This is a genomic window from Streptomyces sp. NPDC127190, assembly GCF_042672505.1.
Lineage (GTDB): Bacteria > Actinomycetota > Actinomycetes > Streptomycetales > Streptomycetaceae > Streptomyces.
Window position 1 is genome coordinate 53,858 of record NZ_JBHXVE010000010.1, and the last position, 23,341, is coordinate 77,198.

A 23,341-nucleotide genomic window follows, 5' to 3' on the forward strand; every position below is an offset into this window, starting at 1 on the left:
TGACCTACGTCACTCTCGGGGTAATCTCTTCGGCTCGATTGGCATCGAGGGTGCCCCATATGGCAGACTGTCCGAGTTGCTCGGTCGAGTGTTGATGCTGCGCGCCTCCCGCCGGGAGGACCGGAAGCGAGTCCCACAGTACTCGTCGCCTTAACTGCCACATGGCAGCGCTGGGGCGGACGTACGGGAATCTTCCGGGAAGTGTGGTGCGGCACCGGCCAGGCACCCGGTGAACCTCTTCCCCAAGACAAGGGATGTTCGAACAAGGGACATCTGTGTCAGCGGGAACGCGACACGCCCGACCGCGTGGGTCGGCGAAAGTCAAAGGAACACCAGGTTCCAGAGCTGTAGAGAGACAGGACTACTGAGTAGCCATGGCGGGACAGAAGATCCGCATCCGGCTCAAGGCCTACGACCACGAGGTCATCGACTCCTCGGCGAAGAAGATCGTCGAGACGGTGACCCGCACTGGTGCGTCGGTCGCGGGCCCGGTGCCGCTGCCCACTGAGAAGAACGTGTACTGCGTCATCAAGTCGCCGCACAAGTACAAGGACTCGCGCGAGCACTTCGAGATGCGCACGCACAAGCGCCTGATCGACATTCTCGACCCCACCCCCAAGACCGTTGACTCTCTGATGCGACTCGACCTCCCGGCCGGTGTCGACATCGAGATCAAGCTCTGAGGCTGGTGAGCTGAGAATGGCTAAGCAGATCAAGGGCATCCTGGGCGAGAAGCTCGGCATGACGCAGGTGTGGGACGAGAACAACCGTGTTGTTCCGGTCACCGTCGTCAAGGCCGGCCCCAATGTCGTCACCCAGGTCCGTACCAACGACGTCGACGGCTACGAGTCCGTTCAGATCGCCTTCGGCGAGATCGACCCGCGCAAGGTGAACAAGCCCCTCAAGGGCCACTTCGCCAAGGCCGACGTCACCCCCCGTCGCCACCTCGTCGAGATCCGCACCGCGGACGCCTCCGAGTACACGCTGGGCCAGGAGATCACCGCTGAGGTGTTCGAGGCCGGCGTGAAGGTCGACGTGACCGGCAAGAGCAAGGGCAAGGGCTTCGCCGGCGTCATGAAGCGCCACAACTTCCGTGGCCTCGGCGCCGGACACGGCACCCAGCGCAAGCACCGCTCCCCCGGTTCCATCGGTGGCTGCGCCACCCCGGGTCGTGTGTTCAAGGGCCTCCGCATGGCGGGTCGCATGGGCAACGAGCGGGTCACCACCCAGAACCTGACCGTCCACGCCGTTGACGCGGAGAAGGGTCTGCTGCTCATCAAGGGCGCGGTTCCCGGTCCGAACGGCGGCCTCGTCCTGGTCCGCACCGCGGCCAAGGGGGCCTGAGGTAACCGATGAGCACTGTTGACATCCTTTCGCCGGCGGGCGAGAAGGCCGGTTCCGTCGAGCTCCCCGCGGAGATCTTCGACGCCAAGGTCAGCGTCCCGCTGATCCACCAGGTCGTCGTCGCGCAGCTGGCCGCGGCCCGTCAGGGCACGCACAAGACCAAGACGCGTGGCGAGGTCCGCGGTGGTGGCAAGAAGCCGTACCGCCAGAAGGGCACCGGTCGCGCCCGCCAGGGTTCGACCCGCGCGCCGCAGTTCGCCGGTGGTGGCGTCGTGCACGGTCCCGTGCCGCGTGACTACTCGCAGCGGACCCCGAAGAAGATGAAGGCCGCCGCCCTGCGCGGTGCCCTCACCGACCGGGCGCGTCACAACCGCATCCACGTCGTTTCCGGCGTGGTCGAGGGCCAGGTCTCCACCAAGGCCGCGAAGAGCCTGTTCGGCAAGATCAGCGAGCGCAAGAACCTGCTCCTGGTCGTCGAGCGCTCCGACGAGGCCGCGTGGCTGTCCGCCCGCAACCTGCCCCAGGTCCACATCCTGGAGCCGGGCCAGCTGAACACGTACGACGTTCTCGTCTCGGACGACGTGGTCTTCACCCAGGCCGCGTTCGAGTCCTTCGTGTCTGGCCCCAAGGCCGCTGACACCGAAGGGAGCGAGGCCTGATGGCTATCCGTCACCCCGCTATCGCCTCGAAGGCGGCCAAGGCCGCCAAGGCCGCGCGCGTCGCCAAGGCGAAGCGCCACGCCACCGAGGGCAAGAACACCGTCGAGACCCCGCTGAGCAAGTCGTACACGGACCCCCGTGACGTCCTGCTGAAGCCGGTCGTCTCGGAGAAGAGCTACGCGCTCCTCGACGAGAACAAGTACACGTTCATCGTCGACCCGAACGCCAACAAGACCCAGATCAAGCAGGCCGTCCAGGCGGTCTTCGACGTCAAGGTCACCGGGGTCAACACGATCAACCGCCAGGGCAAGCGCAAGCGCACGAAGACCGGCTTCGGTCAGCGTGCCGGCAGCAAGCGCGCGATCGTGACCCTCGCCGAGGGCGACCGTATCGACATCTTCGGCGGTCCGACCGCCTAAGGGCGGTCCGGATCGTCCGATATCGGACGAGGACTGAGAAATGGGAATCCGCAAGTACAAGCCGACTACGCCGGGCCGTCGTGGCGCCAGCGTTGCCGACTTCGTCGAGGTCACGCGGTCCACGCCGGAGAAGTCGCTGGTCCGTCCCCTGCACAGCAAGGGCGGCCGTAACAACGCCGGTCGTGTGACCGTTCGCCACCAGGGTGGCGGACACAAGCGCGCCTACCGTGTGATCGACTTCCGTCGTCACGACAAGGACGGCGTGCCGGCGAAGGTCGCGCACATCGAGTACGACCCCAACCGCACCGCGCGCATCGCGCTGCTGCACTACGCGGACGGCGAGAAGCGCTACATCCTCGCCCCGCGTAACCTCCAGCAGGGCGACACCGTGGAGAACGGTCCCGGGGCCGACATCAAGCCGGGCAACAACCTGGCCCTCCGCAACATCCCGGTCGGTACCACGATCCACGCGATCGAGCTCCGTCCCGGTGGCGGTGCCAAGTTCGCCCGCTCCGCCGGTGCCTCCGTGCAGCTGCTCGCGAAGGAGGGCGCCTACGCCCACCTGCGCATGCCGTCCGGCGAGATCCGCCTGGTCGACGTCCGCTGCCGCGCCACCGTCGGCGAGGTCGGCAACGCCGAGCAGAGCAACATCAACTGGGGTAAGGCCGGCCGTAAGCGGTGGCTGGGCGTTCGCCCGACCGTCCGTGGTGTGGTCATGAACCCGGTTGACCACCCGCACGGTGGTGGTGAGGGCCGGACCTCCGGTGGTCGCCACCCTGTGTCCCCGTGGGGCAAGAAGGAAGGCCGTACTCGTTCGCCCAAGAAGGCGTCGAACAAGTACATCGTCCGCCGCCGCAAGACGAACAAGAAGCGCTAAGGACGGGTTGAGATGCCTCGTAGCTTGAAGAAGGGGCCCTTCGTCGACGACCACCTGATCAAGAAGGTGGACGCCCAGAACGAAGCGGGCAGCAAGAACGTCATCAAGACCTGGTCCCGTCGCTCGATGATCGTCCCGGCCATGCTCGGCCACACGATCGCGGTGCACAACGGCAAGACCCACATCCCGGTGTTCGTCACCGAGTCGATGGTCGGCCACAAGCTCGGCGAGTTCTCGCCGACTCGCACCTTCCGGGGCCACGTCAAGGAAGACCGGAAGTCGAAGCGCCGCTAGTAGCGGATCGCATTCAGACACGTAAGTAACTCTGAAGGGACAACCATGGAAGCCAGGGCCCAGGCGCGGTACATCCGCGTCACGCCCATGAAGGCCCGCCGTGTGGTGGACCTCATCCGTGGCATGGACGCCACGGAGGCCCAGGCTGTTCTGCGATTCGCTCCGCAGGCAGCCTCCGTGCCGGTCGGCAAGGTGCTGGACAGCGCCATCGCCAACGCCGCGCACAACTACGACCACACCGATGTCGACAGCCTCTTCGTCTCCGAGGCCTACGTCGACGAGGGCCCGACCCTGAAGCGGTTCCGTCCGCGTGCCCAGGGCCGTGCCTACCGGATCCGCAAGCGGACCAGCCACATCACCGTGGTCGTCAGCAGCAAGGAAGGAACCCGGTAATGGGCCAGAAGGTAAACCCGCACGGGTTCCGGCTCGGTGTCACGACCGACTTCAAGTCGCGTTGGTACGCCGACAAGCTGTACAAGGACTACGTCAAGGAAGACGTCGCCATCCGTCGGATGATGACGTCCGGCATGGAGCGCGCCGGCATCTCGAAGGTTGAGATCGAGCGCACCCGTGACCGCGTCCGGGTGGACATCCACACCGCTCGCCCGGGCATCGTCATCGGCCGCCGCGGCGCCGAGGCCGACCGCATCCGCGGTGACCTGGAGAAGCTGACCGGCAAGCAGGTCCAGCTGAACATCCTCGAGGTCAAGAACCCGGAGACGGACGCTCAGCTGGTGGCCCAGGCCGTCGCCGAGCAGCTGTCCTCCCGCGTCTCCTTCCGCCGTGCCATGCGCAAGAGCATGCAGTCGGCGATGAAGGCCGGCGCCAAGGGCATCAAGATCCAGTGCGGTGGCCGCCTCGGCGGCGCCGAGATGTCCCGCTCGGAGTTCTACCGCGAGGGCCGTGTGCCCCTGCACACGCTCCGCGCGAACGTGGACTACGGCTTCTTCGAGGCCAAGACGACCTTCGGCCGCATCGGTGTGAAGGTCTGGATCTACAAGGGCGACGTCAAGAACATCGCCGAGGTCCGCGCCGAGAACGCTGCCGCCCGTGCGGGTAACCGCCCGGCCCGCGGTGGCGCCGACCGCCCGGCCCGTGGTGGCCGCGGTGGCGAGCGGCGTGGTCGTAAGCCGCAGCAGGCTGCCGGCGCCGAGGCCCCCAAGGCCGAGGCTCCCGCTGCCGCTCCGGCTGAGAGCACCGGAACGGAGGCCTGACCGTCATGCTGATCCCCCGTAGGGTCAAGCACCGCAAGCAGCACCACCCGAAGCGCAACGGTATGTCCAAGGGTGGCACGCAGGTTGCGTTCGGCGAGTACGGCATCCAGGCGCTGACCCCGGCCTACGTGACGAACCGCCAGATCGAGGCGGCTCGTATCGCGATGACCCGCCACATCAAGCGTGGCGGCAAGGTCTGGATCAACATCTACCCGGACCGTCCCCTCACCAAGAAGCCTGCCGAGACCCGCATGGGTTCCGGTAAGGGTTCTCCGGAGTGGTGGATCGCCAACGTCAAGCCCGGACGTGTGATGTTCGAGCTGTCGTACCCCAACGAGAAGATCGCCCGTGAGGCGCTGACTCGTGCGGCCCACAAGCTGCCGATGAAGTGCCGGATCGTCAAGCGCGAGGCAGGTGAAGCGTGATGTCGGCCGGTACCAAGGCGTCCGAGCTGCGCGAGCTGGGCAACGAGGAGCTTCTGGCGAAGCTCCGCGAGGCCAAGGAAGAGCTGTTCAACCTCCGCTTCCAGGCGGCCACGGGTCAGCTCGAAAACCACGGTCGGCTGAAGGCCGTCCGTAAGGACATCGCGCGGATCTACACCCTGATGCGCGAGCGTGAGCTGGGCATCGAAACGGTGGAGAACGCATGAGCGAGAGCAACGTGACTGAGAACGCAGAGGCCCGCGGCTTCCGCAAGACCCGTGAGGGTCTCGTCGTCAGCGACAAGATGGACAAGACCGTCGTCGTCGCCGTCGAGGACCGCGTGAAGCACGCGCTGTACGGCAAGGTCATCCGCCGTACGAACAAGCTCAAGGCGCACGACGAGCAGAACGCTGCGGGTGTCGGCGACCGCGTCCTCCTGATGGAGACCCGGCCGCTGTCCGCGACGAAGCGCTGGCGCGTCGTCGAGATCCTCGAGAAGGCCAAGTAATTCCTGCGGGGAAAACCCGCAGGTCAGTTCCGCCAGGCTCGGCAGGGGCTCGTAACAGGGCCCCTGCCGGGAACCGGCAGACAAACAGGAGATAGACGTGATCCAGCAGGAGTCGCGACTGCGCGTCGCCGACAACACTGGTGCGAAGGAGATCCTTTGCATCCGTGTGCTCGGTGGCTCCGGTCGCCGCTACGCGGGCATCGGTGACGTCATCGTCGCCACCGTCAAGGACGCGATCCCCGGTGGCAACGTGAAGAAGGGTGACGTCGTCAAGGCGGTCATCGTTCGCACCGTCAAGGAGCGCCGCCGTCCGGACGGCTCGTACATCCGCTTCGACGAGAACGCCGCCGTCATTCTGAAGAACGACGGCGACCCTCGCGGCACCCGCATCTTCGGCCCGGTCGGCCGTGAGCTGCGCGAGAAGAAGTTCATGAAGATCATCTCGCTCGCGCCGGAGGTGCTGTAAGCATGAAGATCAAGAAGGGCGACCTGGTCCAGGTCATCACCGGTAAGGACAAGGGCAAGCAGGGCAAGGTCATTGCCGCTTACCCGCGCGAGGAGCGCGTCCTGGTCGAGGGTGTCAACCGGGTCAAGAAGCACACCAAGGCCGGTCCGACCGCTCGCGGTTCGCAGGCCGGTGGCATCGTTACGACCGAGGCGCCGATCCACGTCTCCAACGTCCAGCTGGTCGTGGAGCAGGACGGCAAGAAGGTCGTCACGCGTGTCGGCTACCGCTTCGACGAAGAGGGCAACAAGATCCGCGTTGCCAAGCGGACGGGTGAGGACATCTGATGGCTACCACCACCACTCCGCGTCTGAAGCAGAAGTACCGCGAGGAGATCGCGGGCAAGCTGCGTGACGAGTTCAAGTACGAGAACGTCATGCAGGTTCCCGGCCTCGTCAAGATCGTGGTCAACATGGGTGTCGGCGACGCCGCCCGTGACTCGAAGCTGATCGAGGGCGCGATCCGCGACCTGACCACCATCACCGGTCAGAAGCCGGCCGTCACCAAGGCCCGCAAGTCCATCGCGCAGTTCAAGCTGCGCGAGGGTCAGCCGATCGGTGCCCACGTCACGCTCCGTGGCGACCGCATGTGGGAGTTCCTGGACCGCACCCTGTCGCTCGCGCTGCCGCGCATCCGCGACTTCCGCGGCCTGTCCCCCAAGCAGTTCGACGGCCGTGGCAACTACACCTTCGGTCTCACGGAGCAGGTCATGTTCCACGAGATCGACCAGGACAAGATCGACCGCGTCCGGGGTATGGACATCACCGTGGTGACCACGGCGACCAACGACGCTGAGGGCCGTGCGCTCCTTCGTCACCTCGGCTTCCCCTTCAAGGAGGCGTGAGCGAGATGGCGAAGAAGGCTCTGATCGCTAAGGCTGCTCGCAAGCCCAAGTTCGGTGTGCGTGGCTACACGCGCTGCCAGCGCTGCGGCCGTCCGCACTCCGTGTACCGCAAGTTCGGCCTCTGCCGCGTGTGCCTTCGTGAGATGGCTCACCGTGGCGAGCTGCCGGGCGTGACCAAGAGCTCCTGGTAATCCCTGCTTTTTAGGGATTCCTGGACCTCTCGGTAAGCAACCGGGACGGCAGGGGTGCCACCCCTCATGGCTTAGGCTAGGAGGGTTGGGCCTCTGCCGCCCTGAACGACTTACTACGCCGTAGGTCCCCGCGCCGCACCCGTCCCGTCTTCGAAGTACGGGGAGAGGGATGGCGCATATAGGAAACCCCGGCGAGAAAGGCCACAGGCCAATTCATGACCATGACTGATCCGATCGCAGACATGCTGACGCGTCTGCGGAACGCGAACTCGGCGTACCACGACACCGTGACGATGCCGGCTTCCAAGATCAAGTCTCACATCGCGGAGATCCTCCAGCAGGAGGGCTTCATCACGGGCTGGCGCGTCGAGGACGCCGAGGTGGGCAAGAACCTCACCCTCGAGCTGAAGTTCGGCCCGAACCGTGAGCGCTCCATCGCGGGCATCAAGCGGATCTCCAAGCCCGGTCTCCGGGTGTACGCGAAGTCCACCAACCTGCCCAAGGTGCTGGGCGGCCTCGGCGTGGCGATCATCTCCACGTCGCACGGGCTCCTCACCGACAAGCAGGCCGGCAAGAAGGGCGTGGGCGGGGAAGTCCTCGCCTACGTCTGGTAGCAGAAGGGAACGGAGGAAACAGCTATGTCGCGTATCGGCAAGCTCCCCATCGCGGTTCCCGCCGGCGTGGACGTCACCATCGACGGCAGCACGGTTTCGGTCAAGGGGCCCAAGGGCACGCTGACTCACACCGTCGTGGCGCCGATCGAGATCGTCAAGAACGAGGACGGCACCCTCCAGGTGACCCGCCCCAACGACGAGCGTCAGAACAAGGCCCTCCACGGCCTGTCCCGCACGCTGGTGGCGAACATGATCACCGGCGTGACCCAGGGTTACGTGAAGAAGCTCGAGATCAGTGGTGTCGGTTACCGCGTGACCGCCAAGGGCTCGAACCTCGAGTTCGCGCTCGGCTACAGCCACCCGATCACCGTCGAGGCGCCCGAGGGAATCACCTTCAAGGTGGAGACCCCGACCCGCTTCCAGGTCGAGGGCATCGACAAGCAGAAGGTCGGCGAGGTTGCGGCCAACATCCGCAAGCTGCGCAAGCCCGACCCGTACAAGGCCAAGGGTGTCAAGTACGAGGGCGAAGTCATCCGCCGCAAGGTCGGAAAGGCGGGTAAGTAAGCCATGGCATACGGGCAGAAGATCCTCAAGGGTGACGCCTACAAGCGCGCCGCGATCAAGCGCCGTCACATCCGGATCCGCAAGCGGATCTCGGGTACCGCGGAGCGTCCCCGTCTGGTCGTGACCCGCTCCAACCGCCACATCGTGGCGCAGGTGATCGACGACCTCAAGGGCCACACCCTGGCGTCGGCGTCCACGCTGGACAGCTCGATCCGCGGTGGCGAGGGCGACAAGTCCGCGCAGGCCAAGCAGGTCGGCGCCCTGGTCGCCGAGCGTGCCAAGGCCGCCGGTGTCGAGGCCGTCGTGTTCGACCGAGGTGGCAACCAGTACGCCGGGCGCATCGCCGCCCTGGCGGACGCCGCCCGCGAGGCCGGGCTCAAGTTCTGAGCCGCTTGTAGCTAGCGGAAAGAGAGAGGTAATCCAATGGCTGGACCCCAGCGCCGCGGTAGCGGTGCCGGTGGCGGCGAGCGGCGGGACCGGAAGGGCCGTGACGGCGGCGCTGCTGCCGCCGAGAAGACCGCGTACGTTGAGCGCGTCGTCGCGATCAACCGCGTCGCCAAGGTTGTGAAGGGTGGTCGTCGCTTCAGCTTCACCGCGCTGGTCGTGGTGGGCGACGGTGACGGCACCGTGGGTGTCGGATACGGCAAGGCCAAGGAGGTGCCGGCCGCCATCGCCAAGGGCGTTGAGGAGGCCAAGAAGCACTTCTTCAAGGTCCCCCGCATCCAGGGCACCATCCCGCACCCGATCCAGGGTGAGAAGGCTGCCGGCGTCGTGCTGCTCAAGCCCGCGTCCCCGGGTACCGGTGTTATCGCCGGTGGTCCGGTGCGCGCCGTGCTCGAGTGCGCCGGTATCCACGACGTGCTGTCGAAGTCGCTCGGCTCCGACAACGCCATCAACATCGTGCACGCGACCGTGGAGGCCCTGAAGGGCCTGCAGCGTCCCGAGGAGATCGCGGCCCGCCGTGGTCTGCCGCTCGAGGACGTCGCTCCCGCGGCTCTGCTGCGTGCGCGTGCCGGGGCGGGTGCGTAATCATGGCGCAGCTCAAGATCACGCAGGTCAAGTCCTACATCGGCAGCAAGCAGAACCACCGCGACACCCTGCGGTCCCTTGGTCTCAAGGGCATCAACACGCAGGTCGTCAAGGAGGACCGCCCCGAGTTCCGCGGCATGGTGCACACCGTCCGCCACCTCGTGACGGTCGAGGAGGTCGACTGATCATGGCGGAGCAGAACCCGCTGAAGATCCACAACCTCCGTCCCGCCCCGGGCGCCAAGACCGCCAAGACCCGTGTGGGTCGTGGTGAGGCGTCGAAGGGTAAGACGGCCGGTCGTGGTACCAAGGGCACCAAGGCCCGCTACCAGGTTCCGGAGCGCTTCGAGGGTGGCCAGATGCCGCTCCACATGCGCCTCCCGAAGCTGAAGGGCTTCAAGAACCCGTTCAAGACCGAGTACCAGGTCGTGAACCTCGACAAGCTGGCCGCGCTCTACCCCGAGGGTGGCGAGGTCACCGTCGAGGGTCTGGTGGCCAAGGGTGCCGTTCGCAAGAACAGCCTCGTCAAGGTCCTCGGCCAGGGCGAGGTCTCCGTGGCGCTCCAGGTGACGGTCGACGCCGTCTCCGGTTCCGCCAAGGAGAAGATCACCGCCGCCGGCGGCACGGTCACCGAGCTCGTCTGACACCCTCAGGCGTCGGCTTGATGACGTAAACGAACCCGACCGGGGATACCTCACAATGAGGTATCCCCGGTCGGTCGTTCCTAGGGGGGCAGTGTCGCCGGTAAGGTGGCCTGCACTGTTCTTTCTTCGTATTCGTCGAACCTCAGACCGTCACCCTTGACGCAGTTGCGCGGGGGTCGCAGGAGGCACCGTGCTCACCGCGTTCGCCCGGGCGTTCAGGACGCCCGACCTGCGCAAGAAGCTGCTCTTCACGCTGGCCATCATCGTGGTCTACCGGGTCGGTACCCACATCCCGATCCCCGGCGTCAACTACAAGGCCGTCCAGCAGTGTGTGACCGAGGCACAGGGCAACCAGGGCCTGTTCGGCCTTGTGAACATGTTCAGTGGTGGCGCCCTGCTCCAGATCACGGTCTTCGCGCTCGGCATCATGCCGTACATCACGGCCAGCATCATTCTTCAGCTGCTGACCGTGGTCATCCCGCGTCTGGAAGCCCTGAAGAAGGAGGGCCAGGCCGGTACGGCGAAGATCACGCAGTACACCCGGTACCTGACGGTCGCCCTCGCGATCCTTCAGGGCACCGGCCTGGTCGCCACCGCCCGCAGCGGCGCTCTCTTCAACGGCTGCTCGGTCGCCACGAGCATCGTCCCGGACCAGGCGATCTTCACGACGATCACCATGGTCATCTGCATGACCGCCGGCACCGCCGTGGTGATGTGGCTCGGTGAGCTGATCACCGACCGCGGCATCGGCAACGGCATGTCGATCCTGATGTTCATCTCGATCGCCGCGACCTTCCCGTCCGCGCTGTGGGCCATCAAGAAGCAGGGCACCCTGGCCGGCGGTTGGATCGAGTTCGGCACGGTCATCCTGGTCGGCCTGGTCATGGTCGCGCTGGTGGTCTTCGTCGAGCAGGCCCAGCGCCGTGTCCCGGTCCAGTACGCGAAGCGCATGATCGGCCGCCGTTCCTACGGTGGTACGTCCACCTACATCCCGCTCAAGGTGAACCAGGCGGGTGTGATTCCCGTCATCTTCGCCTCCTCGCTGCTCTACATCCCGGCGCTCGTGGCGCAGTTCGCGGGGGGCAATTCGAACTGGAAGCAATGGATCCAGACGAACCTCACCAAGGGCGACCACCCGATTTACATCACTTTGTACTTCTTGCTCATCGTTTTCTTCGCGTTCTTCTATGTGGCGATCTCCTTCAACCCCGAGGAAGTCGCCGACAACATGAAGAAGTATGGTGGCTTCATCCCGGGCATCCGGGCTGGCCGACCGACCGCTGAGTACCTGAGCTACGTGCTCAACCGGATCACCTGGCCGGGTTCGCTGTATCTGGGACTGATCGCTCTCGTACCGACGATGGCGTTGGTTGGCTTCGGGGCGAGCCAGAACTTCCCCTTCGGCGGGACCAGCATCCTGATCATCGTGGGTGTGGGTCTTGAGACGGTGAAGCAGATCGAGAGCCAGCTCCAGCAGCGCAATTACGAAGGGTTCCTCCGCTGATGCGTATCGTCCTCGTCGGGCCGCCGGGCGCCGGTAAGGGAACGCAAGCCGTCCGTCTCGCCGAGAAGCTGGCCATCCCGCACATCTCCACGGGAGACCTGTTCCGCGCCAACATCAGCCAGCAGACCGAGCTGGGCAAGCTGGCCAAGTCCTACATGGACAAGGGTGAGCTGGTCCCGGACGAGGTCACCATCGCGATGGCCAAGGACCGCATGGAGCAGCCGGACGCCGAGGGCGGCTTCCTGCTGGACGGCTTCCCGCGGAACGTGCAGCAGGCCGAGGCGCTGGACGAGCTGCTCCGCACCGAGGCCATCACGCTGGACGCGGTGCTGGACCTGGAGGTCCCCGAGGACGAGGTCGTCAAGCGGATCGCCGGCCGGCGCATCTGCCGCAACGACTCCTCGCACGTCTTCCACGTGACCTACAGCAAGCCGAAGCAGGAGGGCGTCTGCGACGTCTGCGGCGGCGAGCTGTACCAGCGTGACGACGACTCCGAGGAGACGGTCCGCACGCGGCTGGAGGTCTACCACACGCAGACCGAGCCGATCATCGACTACTACAAGGCGCAGGGCCTGGTCGTCACGATCTCCGCCCTGGGCCCGGTGGACGAGATCACGCAGCGGGCGCTGGAGGCGCTCAAGCGCGAGAAGGCCCAGCACTAGCAGTTCGCGGTCCTTCCGGCCGCGGTGCCCTCCCGGGCGCCGCGGCCGTAGTGTTGTGTGCGTACGTGTTCGTGTACGTAACCCAGTCGACGTGAGTGACGGAGAGCGCAGGCCCCCATGGTGCAGATCAAGACGCCCGAGCAGATCGCCAAGATGCGTGCGGCGGGTCTGGTCGTCGCCGCCATCCACGCGGCCACCCGCGAGGCCGCGGTGCCCGGCGCCACCACCAAGGACCTGGACGAGGTCGCCCGCAAGGTGCTCGCCGAGCACGGCGCGAAGTCGAACTTCCTCGGGTACGGCGGCTTCCCGGCGACCATCTGCACCTCGGTGAACGACGTGGTGGTGCACGGCATCCCGTCCGACGAGGTGGTCCTGAAGGACGGCGACATCATCTCCATCGACTGCGGCGCGATCGTGGACGGCTGGCACGGGGATGCCGCGTACACGGCCTTCGTCGGCTCGGGCCACGCCCCGGAGCTGATCGAGCTGTCCCGTGTCACCGAGGAATCGATGTGGGCCGGCATCGCGGCGATGAAGCAGGGCAACCGCCTGGTCGACATCTCCCGGGCCATCGAGACCTACATCCGCCGCCAGCCCAAGCCGGGCGGCGGCCGCTACGGCATCATCGAGGACTACGGCGGCCACGGCATCGGCACCGAGATGCACATGGACCCGCATCTGCTGAACTACGTCGACCGGCGCCGCGGCAAGGGCCCCAAGCTGGTCTCCGGCTTCTGCCTCGCGATCGAGCCGATGGTCTCCCTCGGCACCCCGCGCACCGAGGTCCTCGAGGACGACTGGACGGTCATCACGACCGACGGCACCTGGTCCTCCCACTGGGAACACTCCGTCGCCCTGACCGACGAAGGCCCCCTGGTCCTGACCGCCCCCGACGGCGGCAAGGCGAAGCTGGCGGAGTACGGCGTCACGGCAGCACCGGACCCGCTGGCCTGATCCGCCGCCCGACCGGGAGCCCGACCGGGACCGCCGGTCGGCGCAGCCGCTCAAAGGGAACATCCGCTCGCTTAGTGATCTTCCGGGTAGGGCAGACTTTCTCGATTCGCCTTTCTCGGGGTGCCGACGTAGACTGACTCGTCGGCTCTTGTGCACCCTCATGCCTTCGTGCGTGGGAGTGGGACAAAAGTCGATCAAGGTAGTCGATTCGAAGGGCGAAGCGTGGCCAAGAAGCAAGGTGCCATCGAGATCGAGGGCACTGTCGTCGAGTCTCTGCCGAACGCCATGTTCAAGGTCGAGCTCCAGAACGGCCACCAGGTCCTGGCACACATCAGCGGCAAGATGCGTATGCACTACATCCGCATCCTCCCTGACGACCGGGTCGTGGTGGAGCTGTCTCCGTACGACCTGACGCGTGGCCGGATCGTCTACCGCTACAAGTAGATCTTGCCCACAGTCCCGCGGTGACGCGGGGCCGCCGGCAACTGACCCGGAGAACCTCACCCAATGAAGGTCAAGCCGAGCGTCAAGAAGATCTGCGACAAGTGCAGGGTGATCCGCCGTCACGGCCGGGTCATGGTCATCTGCGAGAACCCGCGCCACAAGCAGCGCCAGGGCTGACGCACGACCTGAACCCTCTGCACCTCTATCGCAGAGATTCGCGCGACGCGAGCTGAATATGTTCATACGCAGAACCCGAGCCGGAAGATGGCTCGACACCCCCGGTTCGGAGGCCGGGGACCCAGTTCGTACCTGATACGGCGGCTGGGAATCCGGTTCTGCGGAAGACCTCCGAAGAATCACCAGGAGCCATTGAATGGCACGCGTTTCCGGTGTTGACATCCCGCGCGAAAAGCGCGTGGAGGTCGCCCTCACCTACGTGTTCGGCATCGGCCGGACCCTCTCGAAGGAGACGCTGGCTGCGACCGGCGTCGACCCGAACACCCGCGTTCGTGACCTGACCGAAGAGCAGCTGGTCGCGATCCGCGAGTACGTCGACAACAACATCAAGACCGAGGGTGACCTCCGTCGCGAGATCCAGGCCGACATCCGCCGCAAGGTCGAGATCGGCTGCTACCAGGGTCTCCGTCACCGTCGCGGCCTGCCGGTCCGCGGTCAGCGCACCAGCACCAACGCCCGCACCCGCAAGGGCCCGCGTCGCGCCATCGCCGGCAAGAAGAAGCCGGGCAAGAAGTAGTCCGCAGCGGACTCGCCGTCCAGCGGTCTTCGCTGTAGGACCGACCACCTCCCGTAGGAGTTATAGATGCCCCCCAAGGGTCGTCAGGGCGCTGCCAAGAAGGTGCGCCGCAAGGAAAAGAAGAACGTCGCTCACGGCCACGCGCACATCAAGAGCACGTTCAACAACACGATCGTCTCCATCACGGACCCGTCCGGCAACGTGATCTCCTGGGCCTCCGCCGGCCACGTCGGCTTCAAGGGCTCCCGGAAGTCCACGCCGTTCGCCGCGCAGATGGCCGCCGAGTCGGCTGCCCGCCGCGCCCAGGAGCACGGCATGCGCAAGGTCGACGTGTTCGTGAAGGGCCCGGGTTCCGGTCGTGAGACCGCGATCCGCTCGCTCCAGGCCACGGGCCTCGAGGTCGGCTCCATCCAGGACGTCACCCCGACCCCGCACAACGGCTGCCGCCCGCCGAAGCGCCGCCGCGTCTGACGCACCGGCTGCTTCAGGGCTTTTCGGGCGGTACGGCTCCGTAAAAGGGCCGTATCGCCCGTACCCTTGCAGTACCCGCGCTTTTCATGGGCGCGGTTTCCGTCGGACGTCAAATAGCGGGCGTCCACGAATGAAGGATCTGATCCACACATGCTGATCGCTCAGCGTCCCTCGTTGACCGAAGAGGTCGTCGACGAGTTCCGCTCCCGGTTCGTGATCGAGCCGCTGGAGCCGGGCTTCGGCTACACCCTCGGCAACTCCCTCCGCCGCACCCTCCTGTCGTCGATCCCCGGCGCTGCTGTCACCAGCATCCGCATCGACGGCGTCCTGCACGAGTTCACCACCGTGCCGGGCGTCAAGGAGGACGTCACCGACCTGATCCTCAACATCAAGCAGCTGGTCGTCTCCTCGGAGCACGACGAGCCGGTCGTGATGTACCTGCGCAAGCAGGGCCCGGGTCTGGTCACCGCCGCCGACATCGCGCCCCCGGCCGGTGTCGAGGTGCACAACCCCGACCTCGTCCTCGCCACGCTCAACGGCAAGGGCAAGCTGGAGATGGAGCTGACGGTCGAGCGCGGCCGCGGTTACGTCTCCGCCGTGCAGAACAAGCAGGCGGGCCAGGAGATCGGCCGTATCCCGGTCGACTCCATCTACTCGCCGGTGCTGAAGGTCACGTACAAGGTCGAGGCCACGCGTGTCGAGCAGCGCACCGACTTCGACAAGCTGATCGTCGACGTCGAGACCAAGCAGGCCATGCGCCCGCGTGACGCCATGGCGTCGGCCGGTAAGACCCTGGTCGAGCTGTTCGGTCTCGCCCGCGAGCTGAACATCGACGCCGAGGGCATCGACATGGGCCCGTCCCCGACGGACGCCGCCCTGGCCGCCGACCTCGCGCTGCCGATCGAGGAGCTGGAGCTCACGGTCCGCTCCTACAACTGCCTCAAGCGTGAGGGCATCCACTCCGTGGGTGAGCTCGTCGCCCGCTCCGAGGCCGACCTCCTGGACATCCGCAACTTCGGTGCGAAGTCCATCGACGAGGTCAAGGCGAAGCTGGCCGGCATGGGCCTGGCCCTGAAGGACAGCCCGCCCGGATTCGACCCCACGGCCGCTGCCGACGCCTTCGGCGCCGACGACGACGCGGACGCGGGTTTCGTGGAGACCGAGCAGTACTGACCGTACTGACCGGTCGTTGCCGGTGAGCATCCGCTCATCGGGTTCCTGACCCCGGTACCTGACACGGCCGGGGCAGACACACAGGAGAATGAACATGCCGAAGCCCACCAAGGGTGCCCGTCTGGGCGGCAGCGCCGCGCACGAGAAGCTGCTCCTCGCCAACCTGGCGAAGAGCCTCTTCGAGCACGGCCGTATCACCACCACCGAGGCGAAGGCCCGCCGCCTGCGCCCGTACGCCGAGCGTCTGATCACCAAGGCGAAGAAGGGCGACCTTCACAACCGCCGTCAGGTGCTCCAGGTCATCACGGACAAGAGCGTCGTCCACACGCTCTTCGCCGAGATCGGCCCGCGCTACGAGAACCGTCCCGGTGGTTACACCCGCATCACCAAGATCGGTAACCGCCGTGGCGACAACGCGCCCATGGCCGTCATCGAGCTGGTCGAGGCGCTGACGGTGCAGCAGACCGCCGTGGGTGAGGCCGAGGCCGCCACCAAGCGTGCGGTCAAGGAGGCCGAGGAGACCAAGGTCGAGGAGACCAAGGTCGAGGACGCGGCTCCGGCCGCGGACGAGGCCACCGAGGCCTGAGGCTCTGCCTGACGCCTGAGCGGGTCCGCCCTACGGGGCGGGCCCGCTTTCGCGTACTTGAGAGGATGTGCACGTGAGCGAAGAAGTACAGCCCGGGTTCGTACGTGTCCGCCTCGACCTGTCCTACGACGGCACGGACTTCCACGGCTGGGCCAAGCAGGCCGGCGGCAAGCGGACGGTGCAGGGCGAGATCGAGGACGCGCTGCGGACCGTCACCCGGTCCCGGGAGAACTACGACCTGACCGTGGCCGGCCGGACCGATGCCGGGGTGCATGCGCGGGGGCAGGTGGCGCATGTCGATCTGCCCGAGGCGGTCTGGCGCGAGCATCACGAGAAGCTGCTCAAGCGGCTGGCCGGGCGGCTGCCCAAGGATGTGCGGGTGTGGGCGCTGCGGGAGGCGCCCAGCGGCTTCAACGCGCGCTTCTCGGCGATCTGGCGGCGGTACGCGTACCGGGTGACCGACAACCCCGGCGGAGTGGACCCGCTGCTGCGCAACCACGTCCTGTGGCACGACTGGCCGCTCGACGTGGACGCCATGAACGAGGCCGCGCGGGCGCTGCTCGGGGAGCACGACTTCGCCGCGTACTGCAAGAAGCGGGAGGGCGCGACCACCATCCGCACCTTGCAGCAGCTGAGCCTGGAACGGGGCGCCGACGGGATCGTCACCGCCACCGTGCGGGCCGACGCGTTCTGCCACAACATGGTGCGTTCGCTGATCGGGGCGCTGCTGTTCGTGGGGGACGGGCACCGGGATCCCGAGTGGCCCGGGAAGGTGCTGGCCGCGGGGGTGCGGGACTCGGCCGTCCATGTCGTACGGCCGCACGGGCTGACCCTGGAGGAGGTCGGCTACCCCGCCGACGAGCTGCTGGCGGCGCGCAGCAGGGAGGCGCGGAACAAGCGCTCGCTGCCGTCGGCGGGGTGCTGCTGACCTACTGGTTGGCGGCCGCCGAGGCCTGGGCCTGACCGCGCCGGTAGATCTGGTTGAAGATGAACTGCTGGAGGTCCTTGCTGACGCGGAAGACCTTGGTGTCCTTGTCGGTGACGTTCTTGCCGCTGATGAAGCCGCTGGTGGTGAAGTAGGCGTAGCGGCCGACGGCGTTCGTCGTGGTCAGGCAGACCGCGGAGTCGCAGAAGTCCTTGACCCCCTTGCCGGGCAGGGAGCGGACCATGGCGTTCTTGGTGGCCTGCTTGTTGACCTTGGTGGCCTGCGCCTGGTCGTCGAAGACGGCGACGCCGACGGTGACCGCGATGCCGGAGCCGTCGGTGTAGGTGGCGCGGAGCAGCCGGGTGCAGCCGTTGGCGGTGAGGATCTTGGGCAGGGTGCCGCCGGCGGCCGTGGTGCAGCGGGTGGTGTCGGCCGTGAGGCCCTTCTTGTACACCGTCCCGTTCTCGGTCAGCCGGGTGCCCGGGAAGAGGGTGTCGGCGCTGAGCGGGGCGGTGTCCTTCTTGGCGCTGGAGATGAACTCCTTCGGGTCCAGTGGCGGCGGGGCGCTGGTGGGCGCGAAGGAGGGGGTGGCCGAGCCGCTGGGCAGTGAGCCTCCATGGGGGCCGCCTGTGGGGCCGGCCACCGGGTCGTCGTGCTTGTTGGCGTTGACGACGGCCATGGCCACGGCGGCGCCGATGGCGACCGTGGCGAGCGCGCCGCCGGCTATGAACAGCACCTTGCGGCGTTTGGTGCGGGTCTCCGAGGCCTCCGCCAGCGCGGCCCAGTCGGGAGTCCCGTCGTCGCCGCCGCTGTTCCACGGCTGCTGGGATTGAGGTTTCCAGGGATCCCACTGAGACTGGGGTCCCCCCTGCCCGTAACTCATGGGGCGCATCTTAGACGGGGGGCGTGTGGTGCGGGGTCCGTCGTACGGCCTGCCTCGTTTTGACCCGTCCGGGGCCAGCCAGGTAACCTGCTTCTTCGTTGTGTATTGGCTTGCTCATTCTCACGGGACGGGCCCTTACACCGGTCCACCGGGCCGATGACCAGCGACCAGCACGCGGTTTGCGTCACCGCAGTGCGGTCAAGGCTGTCGTGATCGTTTCGGTGACCTGTTCAGGACCATTCACTCGAAGCGAAGGCTACGAACCGTGCGTACGTACAGCCCCAAGCCCGGCGATGTGACGCGCCAGTGGCACGTCATCGACGCTCAGGACGTCGTCCTGGGCCGTCTCGCCACCACTGCTGCGACCCTCCTCCGGGGCAAGCACAAGCCGATCTACGCGCCGCACGTCGACGCTGGTGACTTCGTCATCATCATCAACGCCGACAAGGTGCACCTGTCCGGCAACAAGCGGACCCAGAAGATGGCGTACCGCCACTCCGGCTACCCGGGTGGTCTGCGTTCCGTCCGCTACGACGAGCTTCTCGACAAGAACCCTGAGAAGGCGATCGAGAAGGCCGTCAAGGGCATGCTCCCCAAGAACTCCCTGGGCCGTCAGATGCTCTCGAAGCTGAAGGTCTACAAGGGTGACCAGCACCCGCACGCTGCCCAGCAGCCGGTGCCGTTCGAGATCACCCAGGTCGCGCAGTAAGTCCGGCCACCCCCTAAGACTGAAGAGAATCTGAGGAGAATCGTGGCCGAGACCACTGCCGAGCAGCCGCTCGAAGAGCTTGACATCGACAGCTACACCACCGAGTCCGAGGTTCCGGTGGAGGGTGAGTACACCTCCGAGTCCCTCGCCTCGCGCTTCGGTGAGCCCCAGCCGGCTGCCGGCCTGGGCCGCCGTAAGAACGCCATTGCCCGCGTCCGGATCGTTCCGGGCACCGGCAAGTGGAAGATCAACGGCCGCACCCTCGAGGACTACTTCCCGAACAAGGTGCACCAGCAGGAAGTCAACGAGCCCTTCAAGGTGCTCGAGCTGGAGGGCCGCTACGACGTCATCGCCCGCATCGCCGGTGGCGGTGTCTCCGGTCAGGCCGGTGCGCTCCGTCTCGGTGTCGCCCGTGCGCTGAACGAGGCCGACGTCGACAACAACCGCGGCCCGCTGAAGAAGGCCGGCTTCCTGAAGCGCGACGACCGTGCGGTCGAGCGCAAGAAGGCCGGTCTGAAGAAGGCCCGCAAGGCTCCGCAGTACAGCAAGCGCTAAGCTTCGCTGCCTGCTCGTACGTGTACGGGCTTCGGCCCCTGCGTACTCCGAACGCCCCGGCGGCACGCCACTTGTGCCGTCGGGGCGTTCGTTTATCCAAGCCAAGGGCGTATAACGACACAAGACGTTCAGGCGCTCAGAGGCTTGTGTGACCGGCTTGTGTGATCGGATGGAGGACAAGTGGGACGACTCTTCGGCACGGACGGCGTGCGCGGTGTCGCCAACGCGGATCTGACGGCCGAGATGGCGCTCGGCCTCTCCGTCGCCGCGGCGCATGTGCTGGCCGAGGCGGGCACCTTCGCGGGCCACAAGCCGAAAGCCGTGGTCGGACGGGACCCGCGGGCGTCCGGGGAGTTCCTGGAGGCGGCCGTGGTCGCCGGTCTGGCGAGCGCGGGCGTCGACGTCCTGACGGTCGGCGTGCTGCCGACCCCGGCGGTCGCGTACCTGACCGGTGCGCTCGGTGCCGACCTGGGCGTGATGCTGTCCGCCAGCCACAACGCCATGCCGGACAACGGCATCAAGTTCTTCGCCCGCGGCGGCCACAAGCTCGCCGACGAGCTGGAGGACCGGATCGAGGCGGTCTACGAGTCGCACCGCCACGGTGAGCCCTGGGAGCGCCCGACGGGCGCCGGGGTGGGCCGCGTCCGGCCCTACGACGAGGGTTTCGAGCAGTACGTCGGCCATCTGCTGTCGGTGCTGCCCAACCGGCTCGACGGACTGAAGATCGTCCTGGACGAAGCGCACGGCGCGGCCTCGGGGGTCTCGCCGGAGGTGTTCGCGCGGGCCGGTGCCCAGGTCGTGACGATCGGCGCCGAGCCGGACGGGCTCAACATCAACGACGGTTGCGGTTCGACCCATCTGGACCGGCTGAAGGCCGCGGTCGTGGAGCACGGCGCGGACTTCGGGGTCGCGCACGACGGTGACGCCGACCGGTGCCTGGCCGTGGACCACACCGGCGCCGAGGTGGACGGCGACCAGATCCTCGCCGTCCTGGCGCTGGCGATGCGGGAGCGGTCGGCGCTGCGCAGCGACACGGTCGTCGCCACGGTGATGTCCAACCTGGGCTTCAAGCTGGCGATGGAGCGGGCCGGGATCCAGCTGGTGCAGACGGCGGTGGGCGACCGCTATGTGCTCGAGGAGATGAAGGAGCACGGGTACGCGCTCGGCGGCGAGCAGTCCGGGCACGTGATCATCCTCGATCACGCGACGACCGGGGACGGCACGCTGACCGGGCTGCTGCTGGCGGCGCGGGTCGCGGAGACCGGGCGGTCGCTGCGGGAGCTGGCGTCGGTGATGGAGCGGCTGCCGCAGGTGCTCATCAACGTGCCGGACGTGGACAAGTCGCGGGTGAGGACGTCCGGCGACCTGGCCGCAGCCGTCACCGAGGCCGAGCGGGAGCTGGGCCACACCGGGCGGGTGCTGCTGCGTCCCTCGGGGACCGAGCCGCTGGTGCGGGTGATGGTCGAGGCCGCGGACATCGAGCAGGCCCGCTCGGTCGCCGGCCGGCTGGCCGACGCGGTGAAGTCGGCGCTGGGCTAGCCGGCATGGAGTGACTCGGTGGGCAGTGACGGCCCGGTGGCCGCATCGGCCCGGACCGCGCGCTGCACTACGAGAAGCTCCCGGTCTTCGCGGTACGTGCCCGCTGCCTGGCCCAGAACCACTTCTGGGCCAGCAGCGTGAGGGTGCCGGCCAGTACGATGCCGCCGAGGTTGGCGAGGAGCTGCCAGGTCGAGCCCCAGGTCTGGGAGTAGTCGGTGTAGCTGAGGGCCACCGCCGCGTTCGCCGCCGCCGGAACCGTGGTCACCGAGATCGCCACGCCGATCAGCGCACCGGACTTCGCGGACGTGAGGGACAGGGTTCCGGCGATGCCGGCCAGGAAGGCCACGACGAAGGACATCGCGTCCGGTTTCCAGATGAACCCGGTGTTCGGGCGGGCCGCCTCCACCATGGAGCGGTCGAAGTACCCCAGCTGGTCCATCAGCCAGCTGAAGCCCGCCGTCAGCACCATCGCGGCGGCGAATCCGGCCAGTAGCGCCCACAGCGACCGCGCCACCAGGGCCGGGGCCCGCTGCACCAGGGCCGTGGAGATGCCCGCGAGCGGACCGAACTCCGGGCCGACCGCCATCGCGCCCACGATCAGGATCGCGTTGTCCAGCATCACACCGCAGGCGGCGAGCATGGTGGCCACGGCCAGGAACGCGACGTAGGTGACGGAGAGCGTGGACTCCTCGTGCGTGGCGTCCGTCAGCCCCTCCCACAGCACGGCGTCCGCGCCCTCGCCCGGCGCCTCCTGTTCCGCCTTGTCGGCCCGGCGGGACAGCGACAGGTCGATGTTCTCCACCGCGATGGAGCCGGTGCGGTCCAGCTCCAGGCGGCGCAGCTCGGTGAGGAGTTCGTCGCCGGCCTCGCGGGCGACGTCGCAGAGCACCACGTCGCCGACGGGATTGCGGGCGGCTCCCGGCAGGACGACGAGGTGGGCGGTGCCGACCGTCTTCTCGATCAGCCGCACCACCTCGTCCGTCGTGTCAGAGGGGGTGATCAGGCGCAGATGCAGCATGGCGCCCATCCAACCCTGTGGACTACAGCTTGCGCAGCCTCAGCCGCTGCACCTTGTGGTCGGGGCCCTTGCGGACGACCAGGGTGGCGCGGCCGCGGGTGGGGGCGATGTTCTCGACCAGGTTGGGCTTGTTGATCGTCCGCCACTGGGTGCGGGCGTAGTCGAGGGCCTCCTCCTCGGACACCTGGGTGTACTTGCGGAAGTACGAGTTGGGGTCCTGGAAGGCGGTCTGCCGCAGCTTCCGGAAGCGGTTGAGGTACCAGCGCTCGACGTCGTCGGCGGCCGCGTCGACGTACACGCTGAAGTCGAAGTAGTCGGCGAGACCGACCCGGGTGCGGCCGTCCTTGCCGGGCAGGGCGGGCTGGAGGACGTTGAGGCCCTCGACGATCAGGATGTCGGGGCGGCGGACGACGAGCTTCTCGCCCGGCACGATGTCGTAGATCAGGTGCGAGTAGACGGGGGCGGTGACCTCGTCCTTGCCGGCCTTGATGTCGGCGACGAACCGGGTCAGGGCCCGGCGGTCGTAGGACTCGGGGAAACCTTTCCGCGACATCAGGCCGCGGGCCTGGAGCTCCTTGGTCGGCAGCAGGAAGCCGTCGGTGGTGACGCGCTCCACCCGCGGGTGCTCGGGCCAGCGGGACAGCAGCGCCTGGAGGAGCCGGGCGACGGTCGACTTGCCGCAGGCCACGGAGCCGGCGATCCCTATGACGAACGGGGTGCCGGACTGGGAGCCCTGCTCGCCGAGGAAGGTGTTCAGCGCGCCTCTGAGGCCGTCGGTGGCGCCGACGTAGAGATTCAGCAGGCGCGAGAGCGGGAGGTAGATGTCCCGCACCTCCTCCAGGTCGATCACATCGCCCAGGCCCCGCAGCCGTTCCACCTCCTCGGCGGTGAGGGGGAGCGGCGTCTTGTCACGCAGCGCGCTCCACTCGGCGCGGGTGAGGTCGACGTAGGGAGTCGCCTCCGGCCTGTGCCGGTGGGCGCTCCGGGGCATCGAGGAGACCGGTGAGATCACATTCCATTGTTAACGGAGTTTGTAC

General features: G+C 67.1%; 37 protein-coding genes. 34 read left to right on the forward strand and 3 right to left on the reverse strand.

All coding sequences use genetic code 11. The annotated features are described in order from the left end of the window. Positions 1 to 374: 374 nt before the first annotated feature. From rpsJ to truA, 31 genes are all read left to right on the forward strand, one after another. Positions 375 to 683, forward strand: coding sequence for a 30S ribosomal protein S10 (gene rpsJ, locus ACFVIU_RS17350; RefSeq protein ID WP_003948644.1), 309 nt, complete (start codon positions 375 to 377; stop codon positions 681 to 683). Between the two features lie 16 nt (positions 684 to 699). Next, positions 700 to 1,344 carry a 50S ribosomal protein L3 gene (rplC, locus tag ACFVIU_RS17355; RefSeq protein ID WP_014674369.1) on the forward strand — a complete coding sequence of 215 codons (645 nt, stop codon included), beginning with the start codon at positions 700 to 702 and terminating at the stop codon, positions 1,342 to 1,344. Between the two features lie 8 nt (positions 1,345 to 1,352). Then, positions 1,353 to 2,003, forward strand: a complete 651-nt coding sequence (gene rplD / locus ACFVIU_RS17360; protein WP_385843351.1) for a 50S ribosomal protein L4 — start codon at positions 1,353 to 1,355, stop codon at positions 2,001 to 2,003. Further along, positions 2,003 to 2,422: a 50S ribosomal protein L23 gene (gene rplW, locus ACFVIU_RS17365; RefSeq protein ID WP_385843352.1), complete on the forward strand. Its 420-nt coding sequence runs from the start codon at positions 2,003 to 2,005 to the stop codon at positions 2,420 to 2,422. Before rplD ends, rplW begins: the two co-directional genes overlap by 1 nt. Before the next feature lie 40 nt (positions 2,423 to 2,462). Next, on the forward strand, positions 2,463 to 3,299 hold the full coding sequence (gene rplB, locus ACFVIU_RS17370) for a 50S ribosomal protein L2 (protein ID WP_030601203.1): 837 nt from the start codon (positions 2,463 to 2,465) through the stop codon (positions 3,297 to 3,299). Positions 3,300 to 3,311: 12 nt separating this feature from the next. After that, on the forward strand, positions 3,312 to 3,593 hold the full coding sequence (rpsS, locus tag ACFVIU_RS17375; RefSeq protein ID WP_095748093.1) for a 30S ribosomal protein S19: 282 nt from the start codon (positions 3,312 to 3,314) through the stop codon (positions 3,591 to 3,593). Positions 3,594 to 3,638: 45 nt separating this feature from the next. Beyond that, positions 3,639 to 3,986 carry a 50S ribosomal protein L22 gene (gene rplV, locus ACFVIU_RS17380; protein ID WP_030778516.1) on the forward strand — a complete coding sequence of 116 codons (348 nt, stop codon included), beginning with the start codon at positions 3,639 to 3,641 and terminating at the stop codon, positions 3,984 to 3,986. After that, positions 3,986 to 4,807, forward strand: a complete 822-nt coding sequence (gene rpsC, locus ACFVIU_RS17385; protein ID WP_014674374.1) for a 30S ribosomal protein S3 — start codon at positions 3,986 to 3,988, stop codon at positions 4,805 to 4,807. The genes rplV and rpsC overlap by 1 nt, the downstream gene beginning before the upstream one ends. Positions 4,808 to 4,812: 5 nt before the next feature. Continuing rightward, entirely contained in the window at positions 4,813 to 5,232 is a 420-nt protein-coding gene (gene rplP / locus ACFVIU_RS17390; protein WP_009190136.1) for a 50S ribosomal protein L16, read from the forward strand. Next, on the forward strand, positions 5,232 to 5,456 hold the full coding sequence (rpmC, locus tag ACFVIU_RS17395; RefSeq protein WP_007494763.1) for a 50S ribosomal protein L29: 225 nt from the start codon (positions 5,232 to 5,234) through the stop codon (positions 5,454 to 5,456). Before rplP ends, rpmC begins: the two co-directional genes overlap by 1 nt. Then, on the forward strand, positions 5,453 to 5,737 hold the full coding sequence (gene rpsQ / locus ACFVIU_RS17400) for a 30S ribosomal protein S17 (RefSeq protein ID WP_385843353.1): 285 nt from the start codon (positions 5,453 to 5,455) through the stop codon (positions 5,735 to 5,737). Before rpmC ends, rpsQ begins: the two co-directional genes overlap by 4 nt. A gap of 97 nt (positions 5,738 to 5,834) precedes the next feature. Next, positions 5,835 to 6,203: a 50S ribosomal protein L14 gene (gene rplN / locus ACFVIU_RS17405; RefSeq protein ID WP_003998823.1), complete on the forward strand. Its 369-nt coding sequence runs from the start codon at positions 5,835 to 5,837 to the stop codon at positions 6,201 to 6,203. Between the two features lie 2 nt (positions 6,204 to 6,205). After that, entirely contained in the window at positions 6,206 to 6,529 is a 324-nt protein-coding gene (gene rplX, locus ACFVIU_RS17410) for a 50S ribosomal protein L24 (RefSeq protein WP_385843354.1), read from the forward strand. Then, on the forward strand, positions 6,529 to 7,086 hold the full coding sequence (rplE, locus tag ACFVIU_RS17415; protein WP_019753095.1) for a 50S ribosomal protein L5: 558 nt from the start codon (positions 6,529 to 6,531) through the stop codon (positions 7,084 to 7,086). Before rplX ends, rplE begins: the two co-directional genes overlap by 1 nt. Before the next feature lie 5 nt (positions 7,087 to 7,091). Continuing rightward, positions 7,092 to 7,277, forward strand: coding sequence for a type Z 30S ribosomal protein S14 (locus ACFVIU_RS17420; RefSeq protein ID WP_003948630.1), 186 nt, complete (start codon positions 7,092 to 7,094; stop codon positions 7,275 to 7,277). A gap of 215 nt (positions 7,278 to 7,492) precedes the next feature. Beyond that, positions 7,493 to 7,891 carry a 30S ribosomal protein S8 gene (gene rpsH, locus ACFVIU_RS17425; protein ID WP_100827756.1) on the forward strand — a complete coding sequence of 133 codons (399 nt, stop codon included), beginning with the start codon at positions 7,493 to 7,495 and terminating at the stop codon, positions 7,889 to 7,891. A gap of 24 nt (positions 7,892 to 7,915) precedes the next feature. Next, positions 7,916 to 8,455, forward strand: a complete 540-nt coding sequence (gene rplF, locus ACFVIU_RS17430; protein ID WP_385843355.1) for a 50S ribosomal protein L6 — start codon at positions 7,916 to 7,918, stop codon at positions 8,453 to 8,455. 3 nt (positions 8,456 to 8,458) lie between these two features. Beyond that, a complete protein-coding gene (rplR, locus tag ACFVIU_RS17435) occupies positions 8,459 to 8,842 on the forward strand; it encodes a 50S ribosomal protein L18 (protein ID WP_028420764.1) in 384 nt (127 codons plus the stop codon). A 36-nt stretch (positions 8,843 to 8,878) separates the two neighbouring features. Then, positions 8,879 to 9,484, forward strand: coding sequence for a 30S ribosomal protein S5 (gene rpsE / locus ACFVIU_RS17440; protein ID WP_019753099.1), 606 nt, complete (start codon positions 8,879 to 8,881; stop codon positions 9,482 to 9,484). Between the two features lie 2 nt (positions 9,485 to 9,486). Beyond that, a complete protein-coding gene (gene rpmD, locus ACFVIU_RS17445; RefSeq protein ID WP_003974250.1) occupies positions 9,487 to 9,669 on the forward strand; it encodes a 50S ribosomal protein L30 in 183 nt (60 codons plus the stop codon). A 2-nt stretch (positions 9,670 to 9,671) separates the two neighbouring features. Next, positions 9,672 to 10,127: a 50S ribosomal protein L15 gene (rplO, locus tag ACFVIU_RS17450; protein ID WP_030745257.1), complete on the forward strand. Its 456-nt coding sequence runs from the start codon at positions 9,672 to 9,674 to the stop codon at positions 10,125 to 10,127. A gap of 190 nt (positions 10,128 to 10,317) precedes the next feature. Continuing rightward, positions 10,318 to 11,631 (forward strand): preprotein translocase subunit SecY, encoded by a 1,314-nt coding sequence (gene secY, locus ACFVIU_RS17455; RefSeq protein WP_385843356.1) that lies wholly within the window; start codon positions 10,318 to 10,320, stop codon positions 11,629 to 11,631. Then, complete coding sequence (locus ACFVIU_RS17460; RefSeq protein ID WP_385843357.1) at positions 11,631 to 12,293, forward strand: adenylate kinase; 663 nt, start codon at positions 11,631 to 11,633, stop codon at positions 12,291 to 12,293. Before secY ends, ACFVIU_RS17460 begins: the two co-directional genes overlap by 1 nt. Before the next feature lie 117 nt (positions 12,294 to 12,410). Further along, complete coding sequence (gene map / locus ACFVIU_RS17465) at positions 12,411 to 13,247, forward strand: type I methionyl aminopeptidase (RefSeq protein ID WP_385843358.1); 837 nt, start codon at positions 12,411 to 12,413, stop codon at positions 13,245 to 13,247. Positions 13,248 to 13,469: 222 nt separating this feature from the next. Then, a complete protein-coding gene (gene infA / locus ACFVIU_RS17470) occupies positions 13,470 to 13,691 on the forward strand; it encodes a translation initiation factor IF-1 (RefSeq protein WP_003948620.1) in 222 nt (73 codons plus the stop codon). A gap of 63 nt (positions 13,692 to 13,754) precedes the next feature. Next, positions 13,755 to 13,868 carry a 50S ribosomal protein L36 gene (gene rpmJ, locus ACFVIU_RS17475; protein ID WP_003998809.1) on the forward strand — a complete coding sequence of 38 codons (114 nt, stop codon included), beginning with the start codon at positions 13,755 to 13,757 and terminating at the stop codon, positions 13,866 to 13,868. A 196-nt stretch (positions 13,869 to 14,064) separates the two neighbouring features. Continuing rightward, positions 14,065 to 14,445 carry a 30S ribosomal protein S13 gene (gene rpsM / locus ACFVIU_RS17480; protein WP_023547369.1) on the forward strand — a complete coding sequence of 127 codons (381 nt, stop codon included), beginning with the start codon at positions 14,065 to 14,067 and terminating at the stop codon, positions 14,443 to 14,445. 66 nt (positions 14,446 to 14,511) lie between these two features. Continuing rightward, a complete protein-coding gene (gene rpsK / locus ACFVIU_RS17485; RefSeq protein WP_003956432.1) occupies positions 14,512 to 14,916 on the forward strand; it encodes a 30S ribosomal protein S11 in 405 nt (134 codons plus the stop codon). Between the two features lie 150 nt (positions 14,917 to 15,066). Next, a complete protein-coding gene (locus tag ACFVIU_RS17490; protein ID WP_024755423.1) occupies positions 15,067 to 16,089 on the forward strand; it encodes a DNA-directed RNA polymerase subunit alpha in 1,023 nt (340 codons plus the stop codon). Positions 16,090 to 16,183: 94 nt separating this feature from the next. Beyond that, a complete protein-coding gene (gene rplQ, locus ACFVIU_RS17495) occupies positions 16,184 to 16,675 on the forward strand; it encodes a 50S ribosomal protein L17 (protein ID WP_385843359.1) in 492 nt (163 codons plus the stop codon). A gap of 73 nt (positions 16,676 to 16,748) precedes the next feature. Continuing rightward, entirely contained in the window at positions 16,749 to 17,603 is an 855-nt protein-coding gene (truA, locus tag ACFVIU_RS17500; RefSeq protein WP_385843360.1) for a tRNA pseudouridine(38-40) synthase TruA, read from the forward strand. 1 nt (position 17,604) lies between these two features. On the opposite strand, the gene ACFVIU_RS17505 is transcribed toward truA, so the two are convergent. Further along, on the reverse strand, positions 17,605 to 18,483 hold the full coding sequence (locus ACFVIU_RS17505) for a hypothetical protein (RefSeq protein WP_385843361.1): 879 nt from the start codon (positions 18,481 to 18,483) through the stop codon (positions 17,605 to 17,607). 265 nt (positions 18,484 to 18,748) lie between these two features. Between ACFVIU_RS17505 and rplM the strand changes: the two genes are divergently transcribed. From rplM to glmM, 3 genes are all read left to right on the forward strand, one after another. Beyond that, positions 18,749 to 19,192: a 50S ribosomal protein L13 gene (gene rplM, locus ACFVIU_RS17510; protein ID WP_014674395.1), complete on the forward strand. Its 444-nt coding sequence runs from the start codon at positions 18,749 to 18,751 to the stop codon at positions 19,190 to 19,192. Positions 19,193 to 19,234: 42 nt separating this feature from the next. Next, positions 19,235 to 19,747, forward strand: a complete 513-nt coding sequence (gene rpsI / locus ACFVIU_RS17515; RefSeq protein WP_103812805.1) for a 30S ribosomal protein S9 — start codon at positions 19,235 to 19,237, stop codon at positions 19,745 to 19,747. 180 nt (positions 19,748 to 19,927) lie between these two features. Then, the gene (glmM, locus tag ACFVIU_RS17520) at positions 19,928 to 21,286 is read left to right on the forward strand and encodes a phosphoglucosamine mutase (protein WP_385843362.1); all 1,359 of its coding nucleotides are present in this window, start codon (positions 19,928 to 19,930) and stop codon (positions 21,284 to 21,286) included. Positions 21,287 to 21,353: 67 nt separating this feature from the next. On the opposite strand, the gene ACFVIU_RS17525 is transcribed toward glmM, so the two are convergent. Together ACFVIU_RS17525 and coaA are read right to left on the reverse strand one after the other, a co-directional pair. After that, positions 21,354 to 22,304, reverse strand: a complete 951-nt coding sequence (locus tag ACFVIU_RS17525) for a DUF389 domain-containing protein (RefSeq protein WP_385843363.1) — start codon at positions 22,302 to 22,304, stop codon at positions 21,354 to 21,356. Positions 22,305 to 22,326: 22 nt separating this feature from the next. After that, a complete protein-coding gene (gene coaA, locus ACFVIU_RS17530) occupies positions 22,327 to 23,295 on the reverse strand; it encodes a type I pantothenate kinase (RefSeq protein ID WP_385843563.1) in 969 nt (322 codons plus the stop codon). Positions 23,296 to 23,341: the final 46 nt, after the last annotated feature.

What these genes read in the sequence shown, in the direction of transcription:
- rpsJ (WP_003948644.1), top strand. Translation starts at nt 375, where the DNA reads ATGGCGGGACAGAAGATCCGCATCCGGCTCAAGGCCTACGACCACGAG.
- rplC (WP_014674369.1), top strand. Translation starts at nt 700, where the DNA reads ATGGCTAAGCAGATCAAGGGCATCCTGGGCGAGAAGCTCGGCATGACG.
- rplD (WP_385843351.1), top strand. Translation starts at nt 1,353, where the DNA reads ATGAGCACTGTTGACATCCTTTCGCCGGCGGGCGAGAAGGCCGGTTCC.
- rplW (WP_385843352.1), top strand. Translation starts at nt 2,003, where the DNA reads ATGGCTATCCGTCACCCCGCTATCGCCTCGAAGGCGGCCAAGGCCGCC.
- rplB (WP_030601203.1), top strand. Translation starts at nt 2,463, where the DNA reads ATGGGAATCCGCAAGTACAAGCCGACTACGCCGGGCCGTCGTGGCGCC.
- rpsS (WP_095748093.1), top strand. Translation starts at nt 3,312, where the DNA reads ATGCCTCGTAGCTTGAAGAAGGGGCCCTTCGTCGACGACCACCTGATC.
- rplV (WP_030778516.1), top strand. Translation starts at nt 3,639, where the DNA reads ATGGAAGCCAGGGCCCAGGCGCGGTACATCCGCGTCACGCCCATGAAG.
- rpsC (WP_014674374.1), top strand. Translation starts at nt 3,986, where the DNA reads ATGGGCCAGAAGGTAAACCCGCACGGGTTCCGGCTCGGTGTCACGACC.
- rplP (WP_009190136.1), top strand. Translation starts at nt 4,813, where the DNA reads ATGCTGATCCCCCGTAGGGTCAAGCACCGCAAGCAGCACCACCCGAAG.
- rpmC (WP_007494763.1), top strand. Translation starts at nt 5,232, where the DNA reads ATGTCGGCCGGTACCAAGGCGTCCGAGCTGCGCGAGCTGGGCAACGAG.
- rpsQ (WP_385843353.1), top strand. Translation starts at nt 5,453, where the DNA reads ATGAGCGAGAGCAACGTGACTGAGAACGCAGAGGCCCGCGGCTTCCGC.
- rplX (WP_385843354.1), top strand. Translation starts at nt 6,206, where the DNA reads ATGAAGATCAAGAAGGGCGACCTGGTCCAGGTCATCACCGGTAAGGAC.
- rplE (WP_019753095.1), top strand. Translation starts at nt 6,529, where the DNA reads ATGGCTACCACCACCACTCCGCGTCTGAAGCAGAAGTACCGCGAGGAG.
- ACFVIU_RS17420 (WP_003948630.1), top strand. Translation starts at nt 7,092, where the DNA reads ATGGCGAAGAAGGCTCTGATCGCTAAGGCTGCTCGCAAGCCCAAGTTC.
- rpsH (WP_100827756.1), top strand. Translation starts at nt 7,493, where the DNA reads ATGACCATGACTGATCCGATCGCAGACATGCTGACGCGTCTGCGGAAC.
- rplF (WP_385843355.1), top strand. Translation starts at nt 7,916, where the DNA reads ATGTCGCGTATCGGCAAGCTCCCCATCGCGGTTCCCGCCGGCGTGGAC.
- rplR (WP_028420764.1), top strand. Translation starts at nt 8,459, where the DNA reads ATGGCATACGGGCAGAAGATCCTCAAGGGTGACGCCTACAAGCGCGCC.
- rpsE (WP_019753099.1), top strand. Translation starts at nt 8,879, where the DNA reads ATGGCTGGACCCCAGCGCCGCGGTAGCGGTGCCGGTGGCGGCGAGCGG.
- rpmD (WP_003974250.1), top strand. Translation starts at nt 9,487, where the DNA reads ATGGCGCAGCTCAAGATCACGCAGGTCAAGTCCTACATCGGCAGCAAG.
- rplO (WP_030745257.1), top strand. Translation starts at nt 9,672, where the DNA reads ATGGCGGAGCAGAACCCGCTGAAGATCCACAACCTCCGTCCCGCCCCG.
- ACFVIU_RS17460 (WP_385843357.1), top strand. Translation starts at nt 11,631, where the DNA reads ATGCGTATCGTCCTCGTCGGGCCGCCGGGCGCCGGTAAGGGAACGCAA.
- map (WP_385843358.1), top strand. Translation starts at nt 12,411, where the DNA reads ATGGTGCAGATCAAGACGCCCGAGCAGATCGCCAAGATGCGTGCGGCG.
- rpmJ (WP_003998809.1), top strand. Translation starts at nt 13,755, where the DNA reads ATGAAGGTCAAGCCGAGCGTCAAGAAGATCTGCGACAAGTGCAGGGTG.
- rpsM (WP_023547369.1), top strand. Translation starts at nt 14,065, where the DNA reads ATGGCACGCGTTTCCGGTGTTGACATCCCGCGCGAAAAGCGCGTGGAG.
- rpsK (WP_003956432.1), top strand. Translation starts at nt 14,512, where the DNA reads ATGCCCCCCAAGGGTCGTCAGGGCGCTGCCAAGAAGGTGCGCCGCAAG.
- ACFVIU_RS17490 (WP_024755423.1), top strand. Translation starts at nt 15,067, where the DNA reads ATGCTGATCGCTCAGCGTCCCTCGTTGACCGAAGAGGTCGTCGACGAG.
- rplQ (WP_385843359.1), top strand. Translation starts at nt 16,184, where the DNA reads ATGCCGAAGCCCACCAAGGGTGCCCGTCTGGGCGGCAGCGCCGCGCAC.
- ACFVIU_RS17505 (WP_385843361.1), bottom strand. Translation starts at nt 18,483, where the DNA reads ATGAGTTACGGGCAGGGGGGACCCCAGTCTCAGTGGGATCCCTGGAAA.
- ACFVIU_RS17525 (WP_385843363.1), bottom strand. Translation starts at nt 22,304, where the DNA reads ATGCTGCATCTGCGCCTGATCACCCCCTCTGACACGACGGACGAGGTG.
- coaA (WP_385843563.1), bottom strand. Translation starts at nt 23,295, where the DNA reads ATGCCCCGGAGCGCCCACCGGCACAGGCCGGAGGCGACTCCCTACGTC.